This is a genomic window from Brachybacterium subflavum, assembly GCF_009299795.1.
Taxonomy (GTDB): domain Bacteria; phylum Actinomycetota; class Actinomycetes; order Actinomycetales; family Dermabacteraceae; genus Brachybacterium; species Brachybacterium subflavum.
In genome coordinates this window covers 195,326-214,883 of record NZ_VIGP01000001.1, presented here as the reverse complement: position 1 = coordinate 214,883, position 19,558 = coordinate 195,326, and the positions used below count along the sequence as shown (strand labels likewise).

Sequence of the window (19,558 nt, the reverse complement as noted above, 5' to 3'; positions counted from 1 at the left end):
CGACCCCGATGACGACCAGTCGACCCGGCCCGTCGCCCGCGGAGAAGGAGGATGACGGCTCCGTGAGCGCGATGACGGAACCGTAAGGACGGGTGACGGATCCGTAAGGTCCGCGGACTCCCCCTGCGCCTACGCTGGCTGCGTGACCGGCAGCGAGAGGACGAGCACGGGCGCACGGGTGATGATCGTCGAGGACGATCCGGCCGTGCGCACGGTGGTCGGCGACCATCTGCGGGCGGCCGGACACCGGGTCGAGCCCTTCGCGGCAGGAGATGCGGCGTGGGAGGCGATGTGCATGCGGCTCCCGGACGTGATCGTGCTCGATCGGATGCTGCCGCGGCTCAGCGGCGACGAGCTGTGCCGCCGGGTGCGCGGGATCAGCGACGTGCCGATCCTCATGCTCACCGCGCTGGGCACGGTCGACCACCGCATCGAGGGGCTCGAGCACGGGGCCGACGACTACCTCCCCAAGCCCTTCTCCCTGCGCGAGCTGCAGCTGCGGCTCGAGGCCCTGCTGCGTCGGCGCCTGCCCGACGCGGCGCCTGTCGCGTTCACGGCCGGCGCGTTCCGCGTGGACCCGGCGCATCGCCGGCTGCGGATCGGCGATCGTGAGATCGCGCTGACCTCGCGCGAGTACGAGCTGTTCCTCTTCCTGCTGGGTCGCGAGGGCCAGGTGGTGCGGCGCGACGAGATCCTCCGTGAGGTCTGGGGCTGGAGCGAGGGCGATGCCTCGACGGTGACCGTCCACGTGCGCCGCCTGCGCGAGAAGATCGAGCCCGACCCGACGTCGCCCCGCTTCCTGCGCACCGAATGGGGCGCCGGGTACCGCCTGGAGACAGGGGACGCCGGATCGCCCCGGCGGGCGCAGCCGCCGCCCCTGCCGCGATCATCGGGGCCGACGTGCTGAGCCCGATCGACTACCTGCTCATCGTCGCGACGACGATCGTGTGCACGGGCGTCGTGATGAGCGGCGCCTGGTGGGCGCTGCATCTGAACCGGCGCGGCAGCATCGTCTCGCAGACGGTGATCCTGCTGGTCGCGACGGTCCTCTCGATCGCGGCGACGACCCTCGCGGTGCTCGTGGAGATGTACTTCTCCGCGCACGACCTCACGGTCCTGGCCTGGGTGCTCGCCGTCTCCGGACTGATCTCGATCGCGGCCGCGCGCCTGCTGCTGGGCCGGCGGGTGCGCACCTCGATCACCGCTCTCGCGGACTCGGCGCGGCGGCTCGGGGACCGCGCCGGGGCCGGGCCCGGCGTCGAGGCCGACGGGCCCGGGTGGAAGGAGTTCGAGACCCTCTCGACCGAGCTCGCGGAGACGTCCCGCCGGCTCAGCTCGGCCCGTGCGGAGATCGAGGCGCTGGACGCGGACCGTCGGCAGTCGATCGCCTGGATCTCCCACGACCTGCGCACCCCGCTCACGGGTCTGCGCGCGATGGCCGAGGCGCTCGAGGCGGGCACCGCCGACGACCCCGTCGCCTATGCACGCGGCATCCGCGGCCGGGTGGACACCCTCAGCTCGATGGTCGAGGACCTCTTCGAGCTCTCCCGCCTGCAGTCCGGCACCCTCGTGCTGCGGCGGGAGACGGTCGAGCTCCTGGATCTCGTCTCCGACGCCGTGGCCGACGTGATGCCCGTGGCCCAGCAGCGCGGCATCCGCATCGTGCATCGCGGCATCGAGGGCCGCGTGCTGCGGGCGGATCCTCGCGAGCTCACGCGCGCGCTCGCGAACCTCCTCAGCAACGGCGTGCGCCACTCCCCCGAGGGCGGGGAGATCGTGGTCTCGGCCGATGTCCTGCCCGGCGACCGACTGGTCCTCAGCGTCCTGGACCAGGGACCGGGCGTGGCGAGCGAGCACATCGGGCAGATCTTCGAGGTCGGCTGGCGCGAGGATCCCGCGCGCACGCAGTCCGATGACCTCGGCGGATCCGGCGGTGCGGGCCTCGGCCTCGCGATCGTGCGCGGCATCGCCGAGGCCCACGGCGGCGACGTCAGGGCGCAGCGGGTGGACGGCGGCTTCCGCCTCGACCTCGTGCTGCCCGCGGGGTGAGCTCGAGGGGCGCTCGGGAGGCAGACGCCACGTCTTCCCCTTCCGCTGTGGAACCCGTGCCGCCCGCTCCTGTGAATCCCTTGCCGCTCTTATTCCCTTGCCGCCCTCTCGCGTCCGGTTCTACGCTCGTCGGACACAGGGAAGGAGGTGATCCGACAGATGAAGTTCTCTCGGACATGTGAGGTGGCTCGCCGCTGAGGCGACCATCGACCTGACCGGCGGCACCGCCGCCGACCACCAGATCGAGGGACGTGCAGCGAATCCCACCGAGCTGCCCGGACCCGCAGGCGCCGGACCTCGTCCATCCGGCAGGCGCGCGAGCGCTGCCTGCGGGTCCGCCCATGCCCTGACCGCCCATGCCCTGACCGCGACGACCGCGACGTCCCGGCCCCTTCAGCGCACCACCGAGCTGAGCAGCAGGCTCGTCTCCGAGTTGACCACGCCCTCGATGCCGCGGATCCGGCGCAGCACGCCGTCGAAGGCCGCGAGGTCCTCGCAGGCGATCTCGGCGACCAGGTCCCAGCCACCGTTGGTGGTGTGGAGGTTCTGGATCTCGACGAAGCCGCGCAGGGCGTCGATCGCCCGGTCCGTCGTGCGCCCCTCGACTTCGATGAACGAGATCGCCCGCACGGGCGCCGCCTGCGCGTAGTCGCGCACGCGCACCGAGAAGCCGACGATGACTCCCCGGGCGGTGAGCTTCTCGATCCGGTGCGAGACCGTCGCCCGCGAGACGCCGAGCCGCTGGGCGAGGGAGGCGATCGGCGCGCGCCCGTCGGTGCGCAGCGCCGCGAGCAGTCTCCGGTCCAGATCCGTCAGCCGGTCCGCAGAGCCGTCCTGTGCAGTGTTCATGCGCAGAATGCTAGATCTCTGCTCTCAGATTGCGCATGAGCTTGGCAGATCTCGCGCGATCCTGCTCTTCCGCCTGCCATCTGCGAAATCTACTCTGAGCTTCACCAGGCACACCGCGAGAGACGGAGCGATGACGATGACGCAGCTGCTCGACGTGGCGAACATGGCCCGCTGGATCGTGCGGGACGGCGCCCAGAACATCCTCACCACCATGGTCGGCTACCTCGACCACGACTTCCGGCGCTGGCAGAGCTTCGAGCGGATCCCCCGGATCGCGAGCCACACGCCCTTCGGCGTGATCGAGCTGATGCCGACCTCCGACGGCGAGACGTACGCGTTCAAGTACGTCAACGGCCACCCCTCGAACCCCGCGCGCGGCTTCCAGACCGTGACCGCTTTCGGCGTCCTCGCCGACGTCGACAACGGCTACCCCGTGTTCCTGTCCGAGATGACGCTGCTGACGGCGCTGCGCACCGCGGCCGCCTCTGCCCTCGCCGCCCGCACCCTCGCCCGGCCCGACGCCCGCGTGCTCGCCCTCATCGGCGCGGGCTCGCAGTCGGAGTTCCAGGCGCTCGCCTTCCGCGGAGTGCTCGGCATCGAGGAGCTGCGCGTGTTCGACGTCGATCCTGCGGCGGTCGACAAGGTCCGCCGCAACCTCGAGCCGCTCGGCTTCCGCATCCACGACGCGGCGACCGCGGCGGAGGCGGCCGAGGGCGCGGACATCATCACCACCTGCACCGCCGACAAGGCCCAGAACCGGGTCCTGGACCTGACCGACGTGCGCCCCGGCGTGCACGTCAACGCGATCGGCGGCGACTGCCCCGGCAAGACCGAGCTGGATCCGCGGATCCTCGAGGCGGGGGACGTGTTCGTCGAGTTCACGCCGCAGACCCGCATCGAGGGCGAGATCCAGCAGATGCCGGAGGACTTCGCCGTCACCGAGCTCTGGGAGGTGCTCACGGGCACGGCCGCGGGGCGCACCTCGCCCGAGCAGATCACCGTGTTCGACTCGGTGGGCTTCGCGATCTCCGACTTCTCGGGCCTGCGCTGCGCGCGCGACGCGACGACGGGCACCGACCTGGTCTCCGACGTGGACCTGGTGGCCTCCCCGAGCGACCCGAAGGACCTGTTCTCGCTGGTCGGCTCGCTGTCTCCGGTCGGCGGGCGATGAGTGCCCCGGCCCTCGCCGGTGCGCGGACGTCGCCCCCGCTCCCCGTGCAGTCCCCGTCGCGGGCCCTGCTGGTGCGGCCCCACCACTTCACGGCGAACCCGGAGACCGCGCTGGACAACGCCTTCCAGTCCCTCGACGCCGCGCGGGCCGTGGATCCTGCTGTCCTCGCCCGGCGGGCGTACGACGAGGTGGTCCGCCTCGCGGACGCGCTCGATGCGGCGGGCGTCGCGGTGACGATGTTCGATGATCCGGGCACGGCGACGCCCGACAGCGTGTTCCCCAACAACTGGCTGAGCACGCACGCGGACGGCACGCTCGCCCTGTTCCCCATGTACGCGCCCAGCCGCCGCGCCGAGCGCCGCGCGGACATCGTCGCCGCTCTGCGCACGCGCTTCCACGTGCGCAGGGTCGTCGACTACTCCGACGGCGAGGCCGACGCGCGCTACCTCGAGGGCACCGGGGCGATGGTGCTCGACGACGTCACGCGCACCGCCTTCGCGTGCCGCTCGCGGCGCCTCGACGAGACGCTGCTGGCGGACGTGTGCGCGGATCTCGGACTCGAGCCCCTCGTCGTCGATGCGGCCGACGCCGCGGGCGTGCCCGTCTACCACACGAACGTGCTGATGAGCGTGGGGACCGAGGTCGCCGTTCTGGGCGCCTCGATGATCCGGGACCCGGCGCGGCGCGAGGCGGTGCGGGAGCGTCTGTGTGCGGGCGGCCGGGAGGTCGTCGAGCTGGACGAGGGCCAGGTGCGGGCCTTCGCGGGGAACTGCCTCGAGGTCGCGGCGGATGCCGGCCCGGCGGGCGGCGCCGGGGGCGACGCCACAGACGACGCCACAGGCGACGCCGCGGGCGAGCGCTCGCTGATGATGTCCGCGACCGCCGCGGCGGCGCTCGCCCCGGATCAGCTCCGCCGGATCGAGCGTTCGTGCCGGGTGCGCGCGGTCGAGGTGCCGACGATCGAGACGGCGGGCGGCTCGGTGCGCTGCATGATCGCCGGGATCCACCTGGCGCCGCGCGTCTGAGCTGCTCGCCGACCCGTCGGCTCGTCGGCCCGATCGACCTCGTCAGCCCCGTCGGCCCCGGCTCCTCACGCGCGCGAGCGCCAGAGCAGCCACACGAAGTAGGGCGCCCCGATGATCGCCACCACCAGCCCTGCGGGGACCTGGGCGGGGGCGATGAGGGTGCGGCCGATCGTGTCGGCGATGCTCACCAGCAGCGCGCCCAGCAGCATCGCGACCGGCACGGAGCGCACGTGCCGCGCGCCGACCAGGGCTCTCGCGAGGTGCGGGGCGACGAGCCCCACGAACCCGATCGTGCCCACCGCGATGACGCTCACCGAGGCGAGCACGGCCGCGCAGGCGATCACCGCGAGACGGGTGCGCTCGAGGCGCACGCCGAGGATCCGCGGGGAGTCCTCGTCGAGCGCGAGCAGGTCGAGCTCGCGCGAGCGGGAGAGCACGAAGGGCGCGATGAGGACGAGGGCGATCGCGACGATCGCGACGTCGACGAGGCCGCGGCCGTAGGTGGTGCCGGAGAGCCAGGTGAGCAGGCGCGGCGTGTCCCACGGGTTCTGCCACAGCAGCAGGAACGTGGAGAGGGAGGAGAGGGCGAAGCCCATGCCGATGCCCACGAGCACGAGGCGCTCGGGTCGGATGCCGCGCCGCCAGGCCAGCAGGTAGATCACGGCGAAGGTGACGAGGCCGCCGACGATGGCGGCGCCCACCATCACGGGCCTGCTCGCGCCGCCCGCGCCCCCGGCGCCGATCGCGAGCACGGCGCCCAGGCCCGCCCCGGCGGTGATGCCGAGGATGCCGGGCTCGGCGAGGGGGTTGCGGACGGTGGACTGCACGACGCTGCCGGCGAGCGCGAGGGCCGCCCCGCCCACGATCGCGGCGGTGGTCCTCGGGAGGCGCTCGTCGAGCGCGAACCGCACGGGCGCCGGCGCCGCGTGCCGGATCCACAGGACCACGTCGCCCGTGCGCAGCCAGAGGCTCCCGGCGAGCAGCCCGACGAGCCCGGCTCCGGCGAGCGCCACAAGGACGAGCATGCTGATCACGAGGGCTCGCCGGCCGGAGCGGGGCGGGGTGCGGGCCTGCGGCGGCTCCTTCGCGGGCCCCGAGTCCCGCAGCCGACGGGCCAGGACGATCATGATGATCGCGCCCAGCAGGGAGGTCGCGATACCGGTGGGGATCTTCGACGCCGCCTCGGCGCCGGCGATCCCGCGCAGCAGCGCATCGGCCAGGATGACGACGAGCGCGCCCAGCAGTCCCGAGGCGGGGATCAGCAGCACGTGGCGGTGCAGGGCGGGCAGCAGCACCGCGAGCAGCCGGGCGAGCACCGGGGCGCCCAGGCCCACGAAGCCGACGGGCCCGGCGACGGTCACGGCGATCGCGGTGAGCAGCACGGCGCCGAGGATCCCGAGCACACGGGTGCGGCGCACGGGGATCCCGAGAGAGGAGGCGGCGTCGTCGCCCAGCCCCAGGATGTCCAGGCGCCGGGCGATCAGCAGCATCACCACGAGCACCCCGACGATCACCGGGATCGCGCGCAGGGAGGCGTCGAGGTTCAGCTGGGCGAGCGACCCGCTGCCCCACGCGAACAGGCCCGTGGTCTGCACCTCGAAGGGGATGAGCAGGGCGGAGGTCGCGGCCTGCAGGGCGAGCGCGACGGCGGACCCGGCGAGCACGAGCCGGGTGGTGGAGGTCCCCGCACCTCCCGAGATCGCGAGCACGAGGCCCGCGGCCGCCAGTCCCCCGGCGAAGGCGACGGCGCCGGACGCCCACAGCGGCACGGCCAGGCCGAAGGCGGCGACGGCGACGATCGCGAGGTAGGACCCGGCGGTCACCGCGAGGGTGTCCGGCGAAGCGAGGGCGTTGCGGGAGATGGATTGCAGGACGGCGCCGGCCGCGCCGAGGGCGAAGCCGACCGCGATGCCGGCGAGCAGTCGCGGCAGGCGCGAGGCGGAGAAGATCGCGGAGACCGGGACGCCGGCCTCCCCCGCCCCCTCGGCGGGGTCCGCCCCGACGGCGGCGCGCAGCAGGTCGCCGAGGCCGATGCCCGAGGTCCCCTGGGTGAGATGCCAGGCGCCGACGACCACGAGCACCACGGCGAGAGCCACGAGCCCGCCGCCGCCCGCGAGCAGCGCGCCGACGCCCGGGCGCCGGCGCGCGGCCGGGGCCGGAGCGGCGGCCGGGGGCGGAGTGGCGCCCGGGGCCCGCTGCCCGCTCTCGGGGGTGGTGGTCGGGCTCGCCGTGGGACTCACGGGCGGGTCACTTCGTGAGCGCGTCGACGTAGGCGTCGACCGCCTGCTCGGAGGTGCGGGGGCCGCCGAAGGTCCAGATGCTCGAGGGGAACGGGTGGGCGCGGCCGTCCTCGACGGCGGGCAGCGACGTCCAGATGTCGTTCTTCTCGAGCTCGGTGACGTAGTTGCCGGCCGGATCGTCGGTCGACGTATAGAAGAGGTTCGCGTCGCCCACCGAGGTGAGTCCCTCGATGTCGGTCTGGCCGAGCCCGTAGATCGCGTCGGTCTTCCCGGTCCAGGCGGGCTTCAGCCCGAGCTCCTGGCCGAGCGCGCTGAACAGGGCGCCCTTGCCGAAGGGGCGGATGGAGACGTTGCCGCCGTCGACCCAGCCGTCGAAGTAGACGAAGTCGCGGGTGGGCAGGTCGACGTCCTCGACCTCCTTCTTGGCCTCGGCGAGGTGCTGGTCGAACTCCTCGAGGACCGCGTCGGCCCGCTCGGTGCGGCCGGTGGCCTTCCCGATCAGGGAGAACAGGTCCTTCATGTTCCCGATGGGGTCCTTCGCGTCGGCGCCGCGGGTGGCGAGCACGGGCACCCCGCGCTCCTCGAGCTGGCCGATGATCTCGTCGTCCTTGCTCGAGGCCTCGACGATGATCAGGTCGGGGTTCGTGCCGTAGAGGGTGTCGAGGTCGGGCTCTCCGCGCTGGCCGACGTCCGTGACGCCGTCGGGCAGCTTCTCGGCGGTGTCCCAGGTGGTGAACCCCTCGACGTCGGCGACGCCCACGGGGGCCACGCAGAGGCTGAGCAGGTCCTCGGTCTGCTGCCATTCGAGGACGGCGACGCGCTTCGCGGGTTCATCGAGCGTCACGGTGCGGCCGAAGTCATCGGTGAGCTCGACGGCGCCGGTCGCGGTCGAGGTGGAGTCGTCCGCGCAGGATTCGGACACGGCGGAGGCGTCCTTCGTGGCGTCGGTGGACGCCTCGACGTCGGTGGTGCCGCAGGCGGCGAGCGAGAGCGCGGTGAGCCCCAGGGTGAGCACGGCGCCGAGGCGGCGCAGCGCGGAGGGGCGGGAGCGGACGGCGGACGCGGTGGTGCGGAGCGAGGTGGTGGTCATGGTTCTCCGAGGGATGCCGGCCGGGCGGCCGGGTGCGGGCGGGGTGGTGTGCGGCGCGGTGGGCGCTGCGGCGGGGCGAAGATTCGGGGCGCGCTCGGCACATGCGGGAGCGGCGTGCGCGGGTGGGCGGGGACGGGATCAGCGGGCGCGAGGGGCGGGGATCAGCGGGCGCGCGAACAGCGCTCGGCGACCTCGATCCGTCGGCGTCCGGAGGCGGGATCGACGCTCACCTCGATGGGGATCTCGTAGACCTCGCTGAGATGCTGCGAGGTGAGGACGTCGTCGACGGAGCCGGCGGCGTGGACGTCCCCTCGGCGTAGCAGCACGACGCGGTCGGCGATGCGGGCGGCCTGGGCGAGGTCGTGCAGGACCACGCCGATCGCGGCGCCGTGCTCAGCAGCGAGGTCCCGCACCAGATCGAGGGTCTCGATCTGGTAGCGCAGGTCGAGGTGGTTGGTGGGCTCGTCGAGCAGGACGATGCCGGTGTCCTGCGCGAGGCAGGAGGCGAGCCAGACGCGCTGGATCTCCCCTCCGGAGAGCTCACCGACGCCGCGGGCGGCGAAGACAGCGGTGCCGGTCAGCTCCATGGCGCGCTCGATCGCGGCCTCGTCGGCCTCGGAGAGACCGGCGAAGCGGCGGCGGTGCGGGTGACGGCCGAAGCCGACGACCTCGCGCACCGTGAGGCCCTGCGGGGTGCCGCGGCTCTGGGAGAACAGGGTGAGGGTGCGCGCGAAGTCCTTGGCGCCCATCAGCGCCGCGTCGCGCTCGGCGATGCGCACCTCGCCGCGGGCCAGCGGGTGCAGGCGGGAGACGGCGCGCAGCACGGTCGACTTGCCGCTGCCGTTGGGGCCCAGCAGAACGGTGACCTCGCCGGGACGGATCTGCAGGTCGACGCCGTGGACGACCTCGCTGCGACCGTAGCGCAGCACGAGGCCCTCGGCGTCGAGCCGGCGCGCGGCCGGATCCTCGGCGGCGGGACGGCGGGCGTCGGCAGGAACCGCCGCGGGGATGACCCTCTCCTCGACGGCGGTCGATCGGAGATCGGTCGTCATGAAGGACAGCCTAACCGTCCCCCATGTCCGACCACACCCCGTGTCCATGGGACGGGCGTCTCAGGACTCCCCGTCAGGGCTCACGTTCAGTGCTCCTCGTCCGTGCTCCCGTTCAGTGCTCCCCGCTCACCTCGACGATCTCGGCGGCGCGGCGCTCGAGGTCCATGGGCTCCACGCCGTCGAGCATGTGCAGGGCGAAGTCCTCGCTGAAGTGCTCGAAGAGCATGGTGCCGCGCACGGAGTTGCCGTGCAGGTCCAGCTGCGGGGCGTAGGTCGCGATGCCGAAGCGGGAGGGCAGGGCCGCGATGATTCCCCCGGCGACCCCGGACTTCGCGGGCAGGCCGACGTCGCTCACCCAGTCGCCCGCGTTGTCGTACATCCCGCAGGTGAGCATCACGGAGAGGGTCTTGCGGGCGGCGACGCGGGAGAAGACCTCCTCCCCCGTCAGCGGATTGGTGCCGCCCGAGGCGAGGGTCGCGGCCATCACGGCGAGATCCGTGACCGAGGCGAGGATCGAGCAGCCCTCGATGTACCCCTCGACGACCTCATGCGCCTCCTCCGTCATCGAGCCGGCGGCGCGCAGCATGTAGGCGAGCGCGAGGTTGCGGTCGGCGGTGCGGGCCTCCTCGCGGCGGGTCGCCTCGTGCAGGGCGAGGGTGTGCCCGGCGGCCGCCTCGAGCACGGAGCGCAGGCGCTCGGTGCGCTCGCCCTGGGTGGGGCCGAGCATCGCGTGGGTGCGGATCGCGCCGATGTTCACCAGCGGGTTCTTGGGCTTCTTCGTCCACACGTCGAGGCTGAGAGCGTTGAACTGCTCGCCCGTCGGCTCCTCGTCGACGATCGAGTTCACATACTCGAGTCCGTGCAGGTCGATCGCGGCGCCGTAGGCGAAGGCCTTGGAGATCGACTGGATCGGGAAGCAGTGGTCGGTGCCGGCGGTCGTGATCTCGCCGTCGGTCATGCACAGGGCGACGGCGAGATGGTCCTCGCGGGCGCCGGAGAGGCGGGCGAGGTCGGGGATGTCGCCGTCGGGCACGGCGGAGCCGAGGACGTGCATCTGCCGGTCGAAGTACGTGCTGAGCGCGCTGGTCACCCTTCGGACCGTACACGGGGCGCGTCGATCACCCCAGCGGGTCCGGCGGGCGGGCAGCCCGGCGGGTCAGCCGGGCTGCCCGCCCGCGAGCGCCTGCTCGAGCACGGAGAGATCCTCGGCATGCATCGGCCTGGCGTGCTCGGGACGCGGGGTGAGCAGGCGGCGGGTGACGTGCACGGGGATCTGCGCGAGGCCGACCCGGAGGGCGACGGCCACGCGATGGTTGCCGTCGAGCGTCGCGAACTGCTCGTTGAAGGCGAGGTCGAGCGGGCTGCGGATGCCGTGGAGGCGCGCGTCGGCCTCGATCGCGTCGAGGTGCGCGGGCGTGTCCAGGTGCGGGGAGCCGACGACCTCCCGGTCGACGGCCCGGTAGCGGGCGACGAGCGCGGTGGGCAGCAGCACGGCGGGACGGGCGCGGCCCGAGCGGCGCTCCATGACGACCTGCGCGGGGTCCTCGGGATCCGCTCCGATCTCCCCGAAGCCGCAGCGCTCGTAGAGTCGCCGGGCGGGCGGGTTCTCCCGCATCACGTGCAGTCGGAGCCGGACCCCGGGAAGGTGCTCCTCGGCCCAGTCGATGCAGGCGTCGATGAGGGCCCGGCCCGCACCGGTTCCGCGCCCCTCCGGGGCGACCCACACCGAGAGGATCATGGCCGGCTCTCCCGGCTCCGTCGCGGGGACGACCCGAGCGATGCCCTGCGGGGCTGTGCTCCCCTCGGGGGTCGCCAGGATGCATGCACCGAGCGCGAGGAAGCGGTCCCAGTAGGTCGGGTCCTCGCGCTCGCGCTCGAGGGTTCCCTCGTAGGTCGATCCGAACGCCTCGGGATCCTCCCGCAGGGTGCGCAGCCTCAGCGTGCGGACCAGGTCCCGGTCGGCGGGTGCGGCGAGGCGGGTGAGCGGGGTCGTCATGTCCTCGCCCTCACTGCTCCGCGTCGCCGGGTCGCGGCTGCTCGTGGTCCGTCGGCACCTCGGGCCGATCCGTCCCGGTCAGCCGTCCGATCCCGGCCATCAGGTGGTAGATGACGAGCGCGGCGAGGGTGCCCAGCGCGATACCGGTGAGCTGGATGCCGCCGAAGGTCCAGGTGACGTTCGCGATGCCGACCACGAGGGCGACGCCCGCGGTGATCTGGTTCTTGGGGCGGGAGAAGTCCACGCGACCGTCGACCCACATGCGCACGCCCACGATGCCGATGAGCCCGTAGAGCACGAAGGTGACCCCGCCCAGCACGCCCGGCGGGATCGTGTTGATGAGGGCGCCCACCTTCGGGGAGAGCGAGAGCAGGATCGCGACCACGCCCGCGACCCAGTAGGCCGCGGTCGAGTACACGCGGGTCGCGGACATGACGCCGATGTTCTCGCCGTAGGTGGTGGTCGGCGAGCCGCCGAAGCAGGCGGAGATCGCGGTGGCGATGCCGTCGGAGGCGAGGGTGCGGCCCACCATGTGGTCGAGGTTCCGATGGGTCATCAGGCCGACGCTCGTCACGTGGCCGACGTTCTCCGCGAGCAGCACCACGATCACCGGCAGGAACATCGGCAGCAGGGACAGGTCGAGGGAGGGGTGGTGGAGCTCGGGCAGGCCCAGCCAGCGCGCCTCGTGGAAGGCGGTGAAGTCGACCTCGCCGCGGGCGACGGCGACCAGGTACCCGATGATCACGCCGAGCAGCACGGAGACGCGGCCCAGCATGCCCTTGAACAGGGCCGTGCACAGCACCACGGCGAACAGGGTGATGGTCGCGGTCACGGCGGACTTCTGGAAGTTGCCGTAGGCCGTCGGCGCGAGGTTGAAGCCGATCAGCGCGACGATCGACCCCATCACCACGGGCGGCATGAGCAGCCCGATCCAGCGCGTCCCCACGGCCTGGACCAGCAGTCCGAGCAGCGCCATCGCGATGCCGATGACGAGCACTCCGCCGAGCGCGGCGGACATCGACCCGGCCTGCGTCGAGGCCGTGATCGGGGCGATGAACGCGAAGGAGGAGCCCAGGTAGCTGGGCACCCGGTTGCGGGTGATCACCAGGAACAGCAGGGTGCCGATGCCGCTGAACAGCAGCGTCGTGGAGGGCGGGAAGCCGGTGAGCAGCGGCACCAGGAAGGTCGCGCCGAACATGGCGACCACATGCTGGGCGCCGATGCCGATGGTCAGCGGCCAGGCCAGCCGCTCCTCGGGGCGCACGATCGCATCGGGGGCGACGGAGCGGCCGTCGCCGTGCAGGGTCCAGACGGGCATGGGTGCTCCAGGGGTGAGGAGGGCGGGTCGGGGTCGATCGGCGGGTCAGCGAGGGCGGCTGGCCCGCGCGGCCGGCGGATCAGCGCGGCCGGCGGATCAGCGCGGCCGGAGCGGCTTGCGCACCGGATCAGCGCCGCGCGGCGCCGGGGAAGACCTTGATCCGTGCACGCTCCGCGGAGACGTCGGGGATCAGGTCCGGGGAGGCCGCGGTGGCGGGCTCGTTGCGGGTGCGGAAGTCGGCGAACATGCGGCTGAGGTCCGGTGCTCCGTACTCGTCGCGCACGGGAGCGGGCACGGTGAGCATGAGGGCGGCGACGACGCCGACGGCGAGCGCGACCCCACCGGTCATCAGCCCCGCCCCGGCGCCGGTCGCGAGCGAGTTCACGATGACGTCGAGGAAGCCGACGACCAGCATGACCACGCCCGCGATGACGGCGCTCGAGCGGGCCACGTCGGCCGGGCGCTCGAGCAGCGAGCGGCGCGCGAACAGCGAGATCGCGACGAAGCATGCGGAGATCACCGCATCCATCACGTGGATGACCGGACCGCCCATGCCCGCTCCCCCGACCGCGGCGACGGCCGCGATCAGGTTCCACACGATGGCCGCGCCGTGCATGATCGCGCCGAACTCGAAGGCGCGCACGGCGTAGACGATCCAGTCCACGCGCTGGAAGTTCAGCGGCATCGTGCGCACGAACGAGCGCGAGACCATCACGCCCCAGGCGGCGAACACGAAGGGCAGGTAGACGAAGTCCGTGGCGAACGAGGTGGGGGCGGCGAACTCGAGGCGCAGGGAGCTGTCGGCGATCGCGAGGATCACCAGTCCCGAGGCGGCGCCCGCGCAGAACACGAACCAGGAGCGGTCGCGGCGCAGCGCCGCGCCGATGAGCAGCGTCAGCAGGAGTGCGGAGACGAGCGCGCTCGCGAAGGTGATGAGCGAGTACGCCCAGCCGGTGACGAACACGCGGCCCACGAGCATGACCACGGCGAACACGAAGGATGCGGCGGCGGCCAGGGCGATCGCCGCGATCACGGTGCGAGAGCGCCGCCGGGCGAGCGCCGAGGGCAGGTAGCCCTCGTGGGCGCGCGGCTCGATGCCGACCACGGCGCCCGCGAGCAGCAGGGAGACGCCGGCCCCGAGTCCGACGGGAGGACCCTCGGGCAGCGGTGAGAACATGACGGGGATCGAGGTCACGAGGTCGGCGACGATCGTGCCGACGGCCACCAGCAGCACGGGCGCGAGGCCGATCACGCGGACCGTCCGCACCAGCCGCAGCGGCGAGGACTTCGGCGCCCAGCGCAGCACCAGGACCACCACGAGCACGAGCAGGCCGAAGCCGACCGCGATGCGTCCGATGAGGTCCACAGGTGTGTACCCGGCGTGGGTGAAGGAGGTCGACAGGGCCGCGACCAGGCACACGAAGGCGGTGACGTCGCGCAGGGCGTCGAAGGCGCCGAGGTCGGCGAAGCGCGCGGGGATCGCCGGGGAGCGGCCCGGCGCGTCGGCCGCGTTCGGCGTGGTGCCCGAGCGGGCGTAGGTCGCGGAGGAGCCGCTCCCCGCGCCCGGGGAGCCGCCGACGGGCGCGGGGACGTCCTCGCCGTGCGGGGCGAGGGAGCCGGCGTCCTCGTCGGTGCTCTCGCGGGTCCAGTCCGCGTCGGTCCCGACATCGGTCACCGCGCCGGTCCCGGCGTCGTTCCCGGCATCGGTCCCAGCGCGGTTCCCTTCGACTGCGCCGTCCGCGGACACCTCGCCGTCCTCGTCGAGCGCGGGGAGCGCACCGGTGCGGGTGTCGCGGAGGTCGTCGCCCGTCTGCCCGTCCTCCTGTGCGCCCGCCGGCCCCGCGGGGCGCACGGGCCGACGGTGCCGCGGATGGCCGGCACGCTCGGCGGCGAGCAGCTCGACTTCCTCGCGGCCGGGGAGCTTCTCGGTGGGGACCGTCCCGGGATCCGCGGAGAAGATCCAGTCCTCGTCCCCGCCTCGTGAGCCACGGCGGTCGCGCGCCATCCGGTCCCTCCCTGCTCCTCGACCCTGCGGCCCCGATCCTGCCCGGTCCGTCGTCGTCGGACGACGCCGGGTTCCAGAGCCTTCTGCGGGCCGATTCTAGGCGGGGAGGCGGTGCGTCCGTCCGGGGCGCGCCGTCGGCCGACGGGCCGGGAGCGTGTCCGCGGTCGCATGCCTGCTCGCGGGCGTGCTCGCGCGGGCCGTGCCTGGGTACGCTGGGAGGCATGCCAGCACCCGAGTTCGCGCTCACCGAGCGCTTCCAGTCCGCCTTCGCCCAGGCCTTCGGGGAGGAGTTCCGCGACGCGGATCCGATCATCCGCCCCTCGCAGTTCGCCGATTTCCAGTGCAACGCGGCGATGGGCCTCGCGAAGCGCCTGGGCGCGAAGCCCCGGGACGTGGCCCAGCAGATCCTGGACGCCGTCGACCTCACGGGCCTCGCCGAGACCCCGGAGATCGCCGGGCCCGGCTTCCTCAACATCCGCCTGCGCACGGACTGGATCGGGAACCAGGCGGCCGAGCTCGCCGCCCCCGAGTCGCACCTGGGCATCCCCGCGCCCGATCACGCCGACACCGTGGCCATCGACTACTCGGCGCCGAACGTCGCCAAGGAGATGCACGTCGGGCACCTGCGCACCACGGTCGTGGGCGACGCCCTCGCCCGCACCCTCGAGAAGCTCGGCCACACCGTGGTGCGCCAGAACCACATCGGTGACTGGGGCACGCCCTTCGGCATGCTCATCGAGCACCTGCTGGACGTGGGAGAGGAGGGCGAGGAGGCGAAGCTCCTGGAGAGCGACCCCAACGCCTTCTACCAGCACGCCCGCGCGAAGTTCGACGGCGACGCCGCCTTCGCGGACCGCGCGCGCTCCCGCGTGGTCACCCTCCAGGCCGGGGACCAGCAGACCCTGGAGATCTGGACCCGCCTGGTGGAGCTGTCCAAGCAGTACTTCCACCGCATCTACGACATGCTGGACGTGACTCTCACGGACGACGATCTCGCCGGGGAGTCCAGCTACAACGACCAGCTCGAGCTCGTCGCGAAGCAGCTCGAGGCCGACGGGCTCGCCCGGATCTCCGACGGGGCGCTGTGCGTGTTCCCCGAGGGGTTCATCGGCCGCGACGAGAAGCCGCTGCCGCTGATCATCCGCAAGTCCGACGGCGGGTACGGGTACGGCACGACCGACCTCGCGGCCATCCGCCACCGCATCCAGGACCTGCGCGCCGACCGCATCGCCTACGTGATCGGCTCCGCGCAGGAGCTGCACCTGAACATGGTCTTCGAGACCGCGCGCGAGGCCGGCTGGCTCACGGACGCCGTCGAGGCGACGCACGTGAAGATCGGTTCGGTGCTCGGCGAGGACGGGAAGATCCTGCGCACCCGCTCGGGCAGCTCGCTGCGCCTCATGTCCCTGCTCGAGGAGGCCGAGCAGACCGCCCGCGGCGTCATCGACGAGCTGCGCCCCGACCTGCCCGAGGACGAGCGCGCCGAGATCGCGCACGCCGTGGGCATCGGCGGCGTGAAGTACGCGGACCTCTCGACCGCGCACGACTCCGACTACGTCTTCGACCTCGAGCGGATGCTCGCCCTCACCGGGAACACCGCCCCCTACCTGCAGTACGCGGTCGCGCGGATCCGCTCGATCTCGCGGCGCGCCGCCGAGCAGGGCATCACCGCCGGTCCGGCCCCGCGCGTCGAGAACGACGCCGAGCGGGCGCTCGCCCTCGAGCTGCTGCAGTTCGGCCCCACGCTCGTCCAGGTCGGCGCCGCGTACGAGCCGCATCGCCTGTGCGCCTACCTGTTCTCCCTCGCGCAGGCCTTCACGGCCTTCTACGACGCCTCCCCGATCCTCAAGGAGTCCGACGGCGAGGTGCGCGCGGGCCGGCTCGCGCTCGCCGAGCTCACCGAGCGGGTCCTCGTCGAGGGGCTCGACGCACTGGGGGTGCGCGCACCTCAGCGCATGTGACCGCGGGCCCGGCCGACGAGCACGGAATTCCGGCATGTCCGGTCATGGGTGCATGTTCGTCGCCTCTGTGACGGAACCGTGTCCGTTCGTGACCGAACCGTGTCCTGCTGCGGTACAGAAGTCGCTGGTCATCACGCGCCGGCGCTTCGTAACCTGTGACGGTGGTGAGAAGCCGGAGGACGCATGCGGCCGCGTGGGCGGTCTACATCGTCGCGGCCATCATGCACATGGTGGCCCTCGCGACGAACACCGGTGCCCTCGCGCTGGTCACCAAGGCCCTTCTCGCGCCCGCGCTCATCGTCGCGGTCCTCAGCGCGCTCTCGCTCACGCACCGCATGGCCAAGCGCCTCACCTTCGCGCTCGCCCTGGCGTTCCTCGCTGACATCGCCCCGGGCTTCACGCCGTGGGCGCACGGCGCGACGTCCGTCCTGTTCCTGCTCGCGCTCGTCGTCTACGCGGCCACGCTGGCCCCGTACTGGCTGCGCGAGCTCGACGGGCTGCACCTGCTGCTCGCGATCCCCTACGGCGGGGTCGTCATCGGACTGTTCCTCGCATGCGCGGGCGGCGCCGGGAGCCTGCTGCCGCTGCTGGTCGTCTACGCGCTGGTCCTCGCGGCCGTCGCCTTCCTCTCGGCCGGCGTGAACCCTCTGACCTGGATCGGCGGCACCCTGCTGCTGCTCTCGAGCTCCGTGCTGGGGATGTCCTGGTTCCTGCCGGGCGCCTGGATCCCCGAGTCCGACCTGTGGGTGATGGGCTCCTACATCGCGGGCAACGCCCTGCTGGTGCTGGGACTGCTGCGCACCGTGCCGGCGCGCCGCTGGGCCCCTCAGCCCAGCAGCGGCGCCTCGCTCGTGATCATCGAGGGCTGATCGCCGCGGGTCGTCGCCCGATCGTTCGACGGGTCGCTCGCCCGGACGGTCGCCGACCGGCACGCCAGCCGGCCGGCCACCCGCTCAGTCCGTGCCCAGAGCCTTCGCGATCGCCGCACGCTGCTCGGTGAGCAGACGCCCCATCTCCTCGCCCGGACGCAGCCCCGAGAGGAACGCGAGGCGCCCGTGGATCTCCCGGTAGGAGACCTCGGGGCCCGCCTCCTCGAGCTGCAGGCGCAGCACGCGGGCGTCGGTGAGGAAGATGTCGTCCGTGCCCACGCTGAGGTGGATCGGCGGGAGATCGTGGAGGTGGGCGTTGACCGGGGAGAGGTCCTGGTCGTCCAGGGGCGTGCGGCCCGCGTAGGACTGCGCGGCGAGGGTGAGCAGGCGCCGCTCCTGCGGGAAGTCCCGCCTGCCGGTCTCTGTCATGCCGGTGTTGGCGAGCTCGAGGTCCGTCCAGGGGGACATGAGCACGAGCAGCGCCGGCTCGGGGATGTCCGCCAGCGGTCCGACGCCGTCGCGGATGCGACGCACGATCGCGAGCGCGAGCGCGGCCCCCGCGTTGTGGCACGAGAGCACCCAGGGCGCCTCGCCGAGCGCGCCGGAGCCGGCGAGCTGCGCGAGCACGGCCTCGACGTCCTCGAGCGCGACGGGATGCTGGTGGTCCGGCGCGGTGCGGTAGTCGACGAGCAGTCCCGCGCACTGCTGGGCGTCGGCCTGCCGGGAGAGCCACCCCCAGTCGCCCGGGAACGGGCCGGAGAGGAAGGCGCCGCCGTGCAGGTGGACGATCACGCCGTTCGAGGCGTGGTGGCGGTCGAGCCAGACGCAGCGGGAGCGGTCGATCATCTCCACGTCCACCGCGTGGCGCTTGAGGACCCCGCCCCCGGGCATCGGGCGGCGGGCCTCGCGCAGCGTATGGGTGTAGAAGGCCTTCGGCAGAGGCAGCCGGCGCAGGGTGCGTCCTGCCATGATCGCGGCGTCGCGGATACGACTCATCACGTCTCCTGTGCGGTGGGCTCGGTCCCCTCCAGCCTAGCGACTCCGAGCCGCAGGTAGCCTGCACGTCATGACGTCCTCCACCACACCCTCGGGCGCGCACTCCCCCGCAGCCGAGCGCCCGGTCCTGCGCGGGAACGGTCCGGTCCTGATCCTCGCCGCGATGGACGAGGAGGCCTCCCCGCTGGTCGAGCGCATGCTCTCACCGCGCCGCGCGGACCTCCCGCTGTCGGCCCCGGCGCACGCCTGGGCGGGGACCCTGGGCGGGATCGACGCCGTGGTCGCGACCAGCGGGATCGGCATCAGCGCGGCGACGGCCGCAGCGACCTGGGGCATCCTCACCCGGCATCCGCGCCTGGTGATCAGCGCGGGCTCGGCGGGCGGTCTCGCCTCCGGGATCGGCGTGGGCACGCTCGTGATCGGGGAGTCCTTCACCTATTCGATCGCCGACGCGACCGCGTTCGGCTATGCGCCCGGCCAGGTGCCCGGCGGCCCCGAGCGCTTCCGCACCGATCCGCGACTGGTGGACCTCGCGGCGCGCGCGGCCGAGGACGCGGCGACCGCGCACGGGGTGCGCCGCGGCCTCATGCTCTCCGGCGACGCCTTCGTGACCGCCGAGATCGCCGCGCCCATGCGCGAGCGCTTCCCCGGCGCCCTGAGCGCCGACATGGAGTCCACGGCGATCGCCCAGACCTGCTCGTCGCTGGGGGTGCCGTTCCTCGCGATGCGCGCGATCTCGGATCTCTGCGGGCCCGCGGCCGACGAGCAGTTCCATCTCGAGCTCGACGTGGTCGCCGAGACGTCGGCCCGCGCGGTCTGCCGGCTGCTGGAGGCCGTGGCGGCGGGCTGAGCCGCTCAGCGCTGGTCCGCGCCCCTCCTCGTCGGCATCCGCGGGATCATCGCCGCCCGCGAGCAGCATGACCGCCGTGACCGCTCC

At 73.0% G+C, this 19,558-nt stretch carries 16 protein-coding genes; 7 read left to right on the top strand and 9 right to left on the bottom strand.

Annotated elements, in window-relative coordinates:
- Positions 1-142: 142 nt before the first annotated feature.
- Together FHG10_RS00925 and FHG10_RS00920 are read left to right on the top strand one after the other, a co-directional pair.
- A complete protein-coding gene (locus FHG10_RS00925) occupies positions 143-907 on the top strand; it encodes a response regulator transcription factor (RefSeq protein WP_227487947.1) in 765 nt (254 codons plus the stop codon).
- Positions 901-2,049: a sensor histidine kinase gene (locus FHG10_RS00920; RefSeq protein ID WP_152351467.1), complete on the top strand. Its 1,149-nt coding sequence runs from the start codon at positions 901-903 to the stop codon at positions 2,047-2,049. The genes FHG10_RS00925 and FHG10_RS00920 overlap by 7 nt, the downstream gene beginning before the upstream one ends.
- 393 nt (positions 2,050-2,442) lie before the next feature.
- Here the strand turns inward: FHG10_RS00920 and FHG10_RS00915 are convergent, their stop codons facing one another.
- Positions 2,443-2,898, bottom strand: a complete 456-nt coding sequence (locus FHG10_RS00915) for an Lrp/AsnC family transcriptional regulator (RefSeq protein WP_152351466.1) — start codon at positions 2,896-2,898, stop codon at positions 2,443-2,445.
- Positions 2,899-3,034: 136 nt separating this feature from the next.
- Between FHG10_RS00915 and FHG10_RS00910 the strand changes: the two genes are divergently transcribed.
- Together FHG10_RS00910 and FHG10_RS00905 are read left to right on the top strand one after the other, a co-directional pair.
- Positions 3,035-4,069, top strand: a complete 1,035-nt coding sequence (locus FHG10_RS00910) for an ornithine cyclodeaminase (protein WP_152351982.1) — start codon at positions 3,035-3,037, stop codon at positions 4,067-4,069.
- Positions 4,066-5,094: an arginine deiminase-related protein gene (locus FHG10_RS00905; protein WP_152351465.1), complete on the top strand. Its 1,029-nt coding sequence runs from the start codon at positions 4,066-4,068 to the stop codon at positions 5,092-5,094. Before FHG10_RS00910 ends, FHG10_RS00905 begins: the two co-directional genes overlap by 4 nt.
- Before the next feature lie 65 nt (positions 5,095-5,159).
- On the opposite strand, the gene FHG10_RS00900 is transcribed toward FHG10_RS00905, so the two are convergent.
- The 7 genes from FHG10_RS00900 to FHG10_RS00870 all read right to left on the bottom strand — a co-directional run bounded on the left by FHG10_RS00900 (position 5,160) and on the right by FHG10_RS00870 (position 14,795).
- On the bottom strand, positions 5,160-7,334 hold the full coding sequence (locus FHG10_RS00900) for an iron ABC transporter permease (protein ID WP_152351464.1): 2,175 nt from the start codon (positions 7,332-7,334) through the stop codon (positions 5,160-5,162).
- Between the two features lie 7 nt (positions 7,335-7,341).
- On the bottom strand, positions 7,342-8,424 hold the full coding sequence (locus FHG10_RS00895) for an ABC transporter substrate-binding protein (protein WP_152351463.1): 1,083 nt from the start codon (positions 8,422-8,424) through the stop codon (positions 7,342-7,344).
- A 161-nt stretch (positions 8,425-8,585) separates the two neighbouring features.
- Positions 8,586-9,476, bottom strand: a complete 891-nt coding sequence (locus tag FHG10_RS00890) for an ABC transporter ATP-binding protein (RefSeq protein ID WP_152351462.1) — start codon at positions 9,474-9,476, stop codon at positions 8,586-8,588.
- Positions 9,477-9,588: 112 nt separating this feature from the next.
- A complete protein-coding gene (gene glsA, locus FHG10_RS00885) occupies positions 9,589-10,566 on the bottom strand; it encodes a glutaminase A (RefSeq protein ID WP_227487946.1) in 978 nt (325 codons plus the stop codon).
- A gap of 66 nt (positions 10,567-10,632) precedes the next feature.
- Complete coding sequence (locus tag FHG10_RS00880) at positions 10,633-11,472, bottom strand: GNAT family N-acetyltransferase (protein ID WP_152351461.1); 840 nt, start codon at positions 11,470-11,472, stop codon at positions 10,633-10,635.
- 10 nt (positions 11,473-11,482) lie between these two features.
- On the bottom strand, positions 11,483-12,790 hold the full coding sequence (locus FHG10_RS00875) for a uracil-xanthine permease family protein (protein ID WP_152351460.1): 1,308 nt from the start codon (positions 12,788-12,790) through the stop codon (positions 11,483-11,485).
- Positions 12,791-12,917: 127 nt separating this feature from the next.
- Positions 12,918-14,795: a DUF7937 domain-containing protein gene (locus FHG10_RS00870; protein WP_152351459.1), complete on the bottom strand. Its 1,878-nt coding sequence runs from the start codon at positions 14,793-14,795 to the stop codon at positions 12,918-12,920.
- Between the two features lie 221 nt (positions 14,796-15,016).
- On the opposite strand from FHG10_RS00870, the gene argS reads away from it, so the two are divergent.
- Together argS and FHG10_RS00860 are read left to right on the top strand one after the other, a co-directional pair.
- Positions 15,017-16,756, top strand: coding sequence for an arginine--tRNA ligase (gene argS, locus FHG10_RS00865; protein WP_152351458.1), 1,740 nt, complete (start codon positions 15,017-15,019; stop codon positions 16,754-16,756).
- A 164-nt stretch (positions 16,757-16,920) separates the two neighbouring features.
- Positions 16,921-17,625 carry a lysoplasmalogenase family protein gene (locus FHG10_RS00860; protein ID WP_227487945.1) on the top strand — a complete coding sequence of 235 codons (705 nt, stop codon included), beginning with the start codon at positions 16,921-16,923 and terminating at the stop codon, positions 17,623-17,625.
- A gap of 84 nt (positions 17,626-17,709) precedes the next feature.
- On the opposite strand, the gene FHG10_RS00855 is transcribed toward FHG10_RS00860, so the two are convergent.
- Positions 17,710-18,621, bottom strand: a complete 912-nt coding sequence (locus FHG10_RS00855; RefSeq protein ID WP_152351457.1) for an alpha/beta hydrolase fold domain-containing protein — start codon at positions 18,619-18,621, stop codon at positions 17,710-17,712.
- Positions 18,622-18,691: 70 nt separating this feature from the next.
- Here FHG10_RS00855 and mtnN point away from each other — a divergent pair, with 70 nt between their 5' ends.
- Entirely contained in the window at positions 18,692-19,471 is a 780-nt protein-coding gene (gene mtnN / locus FHG10_RS00850) for a 5'-methylthioadenosine/S-adenosylhomocysteine nucleosidase (RefSeq protein ID WP_152351456.1), read from the top strand.
- The last annotated feature ends 87 nt before the right edge of the window (positions 19,472-19,558 follow it).

Bases quoted from the DNA above. Each gene is read 5' to 3' on its own strand.
- FHG10_RS00915 (WP_152351466.1), bottom strand. From the start codon at position 2,898: ATGAACACTGCACAGGACGGCTCTGCGGACCGGCTGACGGATCTGGAC.
- FHG10_RS00910 (WP_152351982.1), top strand. From the start codon at position 3,035: ATGACGCAGCTGCTCGACGTGGCGAACATGGCCCGCTGGATCGTGCGG.
- FHG10_RS00905 (WP_152351465.1), top strand. From the start codon at position 4,066: ATGAGTGCCCCGGCCCTCGCCGGTGCGCGGACGTCGCCCCCGCTCCCC.
- FHG10_RS00895 (WP_152351463.1), bottom strand. From the start codon at position 8,424: ATGACCACCACCTCGCTCCGCACCACCGCGTCCGCCGTCCGCTCCCGC.
- FHG10_RS00890 (WP_152351462.1), bottom strand. From the start codon at position 9,476: ATGACGACCGATCTCCGATCGACCGCCGTCGAGGAGAGGGTCATCCCC.
- FHG10_RS00880 (WP_152351461.1), bottom strand. From the start codon at position 11,472: ATGACGACCCCGCTCACCCGCCTCGCCGCACCCGCCGACCGGGACCTG.
- FHG10_RS00875 (WP_152351460.1), bottom strand. From the start codon at position 12,790: ATGCCCGTCTGGACCCTGCACGGCGACGGCCGCTCCGTCGCCCCCGAT.
- FHG10_RS00870 (WP_152351459.1), bottom strand. From the start codon at position 14,795: ATGGCGCGCGACCGCCGTGGCTCACGAGGCGGGGACGAGGACTGGATC.
- argS (WP_152351458.1), top strand. From the start codon at position 15,017: ATGCCAGCACCCGAGTTCGCGCTCACCGAGCGCTTCCAGTCCGCCTTC.
- FHG10_RS00855 (WP_152351457.1), bottom strand. From the start codon at position 18,621: ATGAGTCGTATCCGCGACGCCGCGATCATGGCAGGACGCACCCTGCGC.
- mtnN (WP_152351456.1), top strand. From the start codon at position 18,692: ATGACGTCCTCCACCACACCCTCGGGCGCGCACTCCCCCGCAGCCGAG.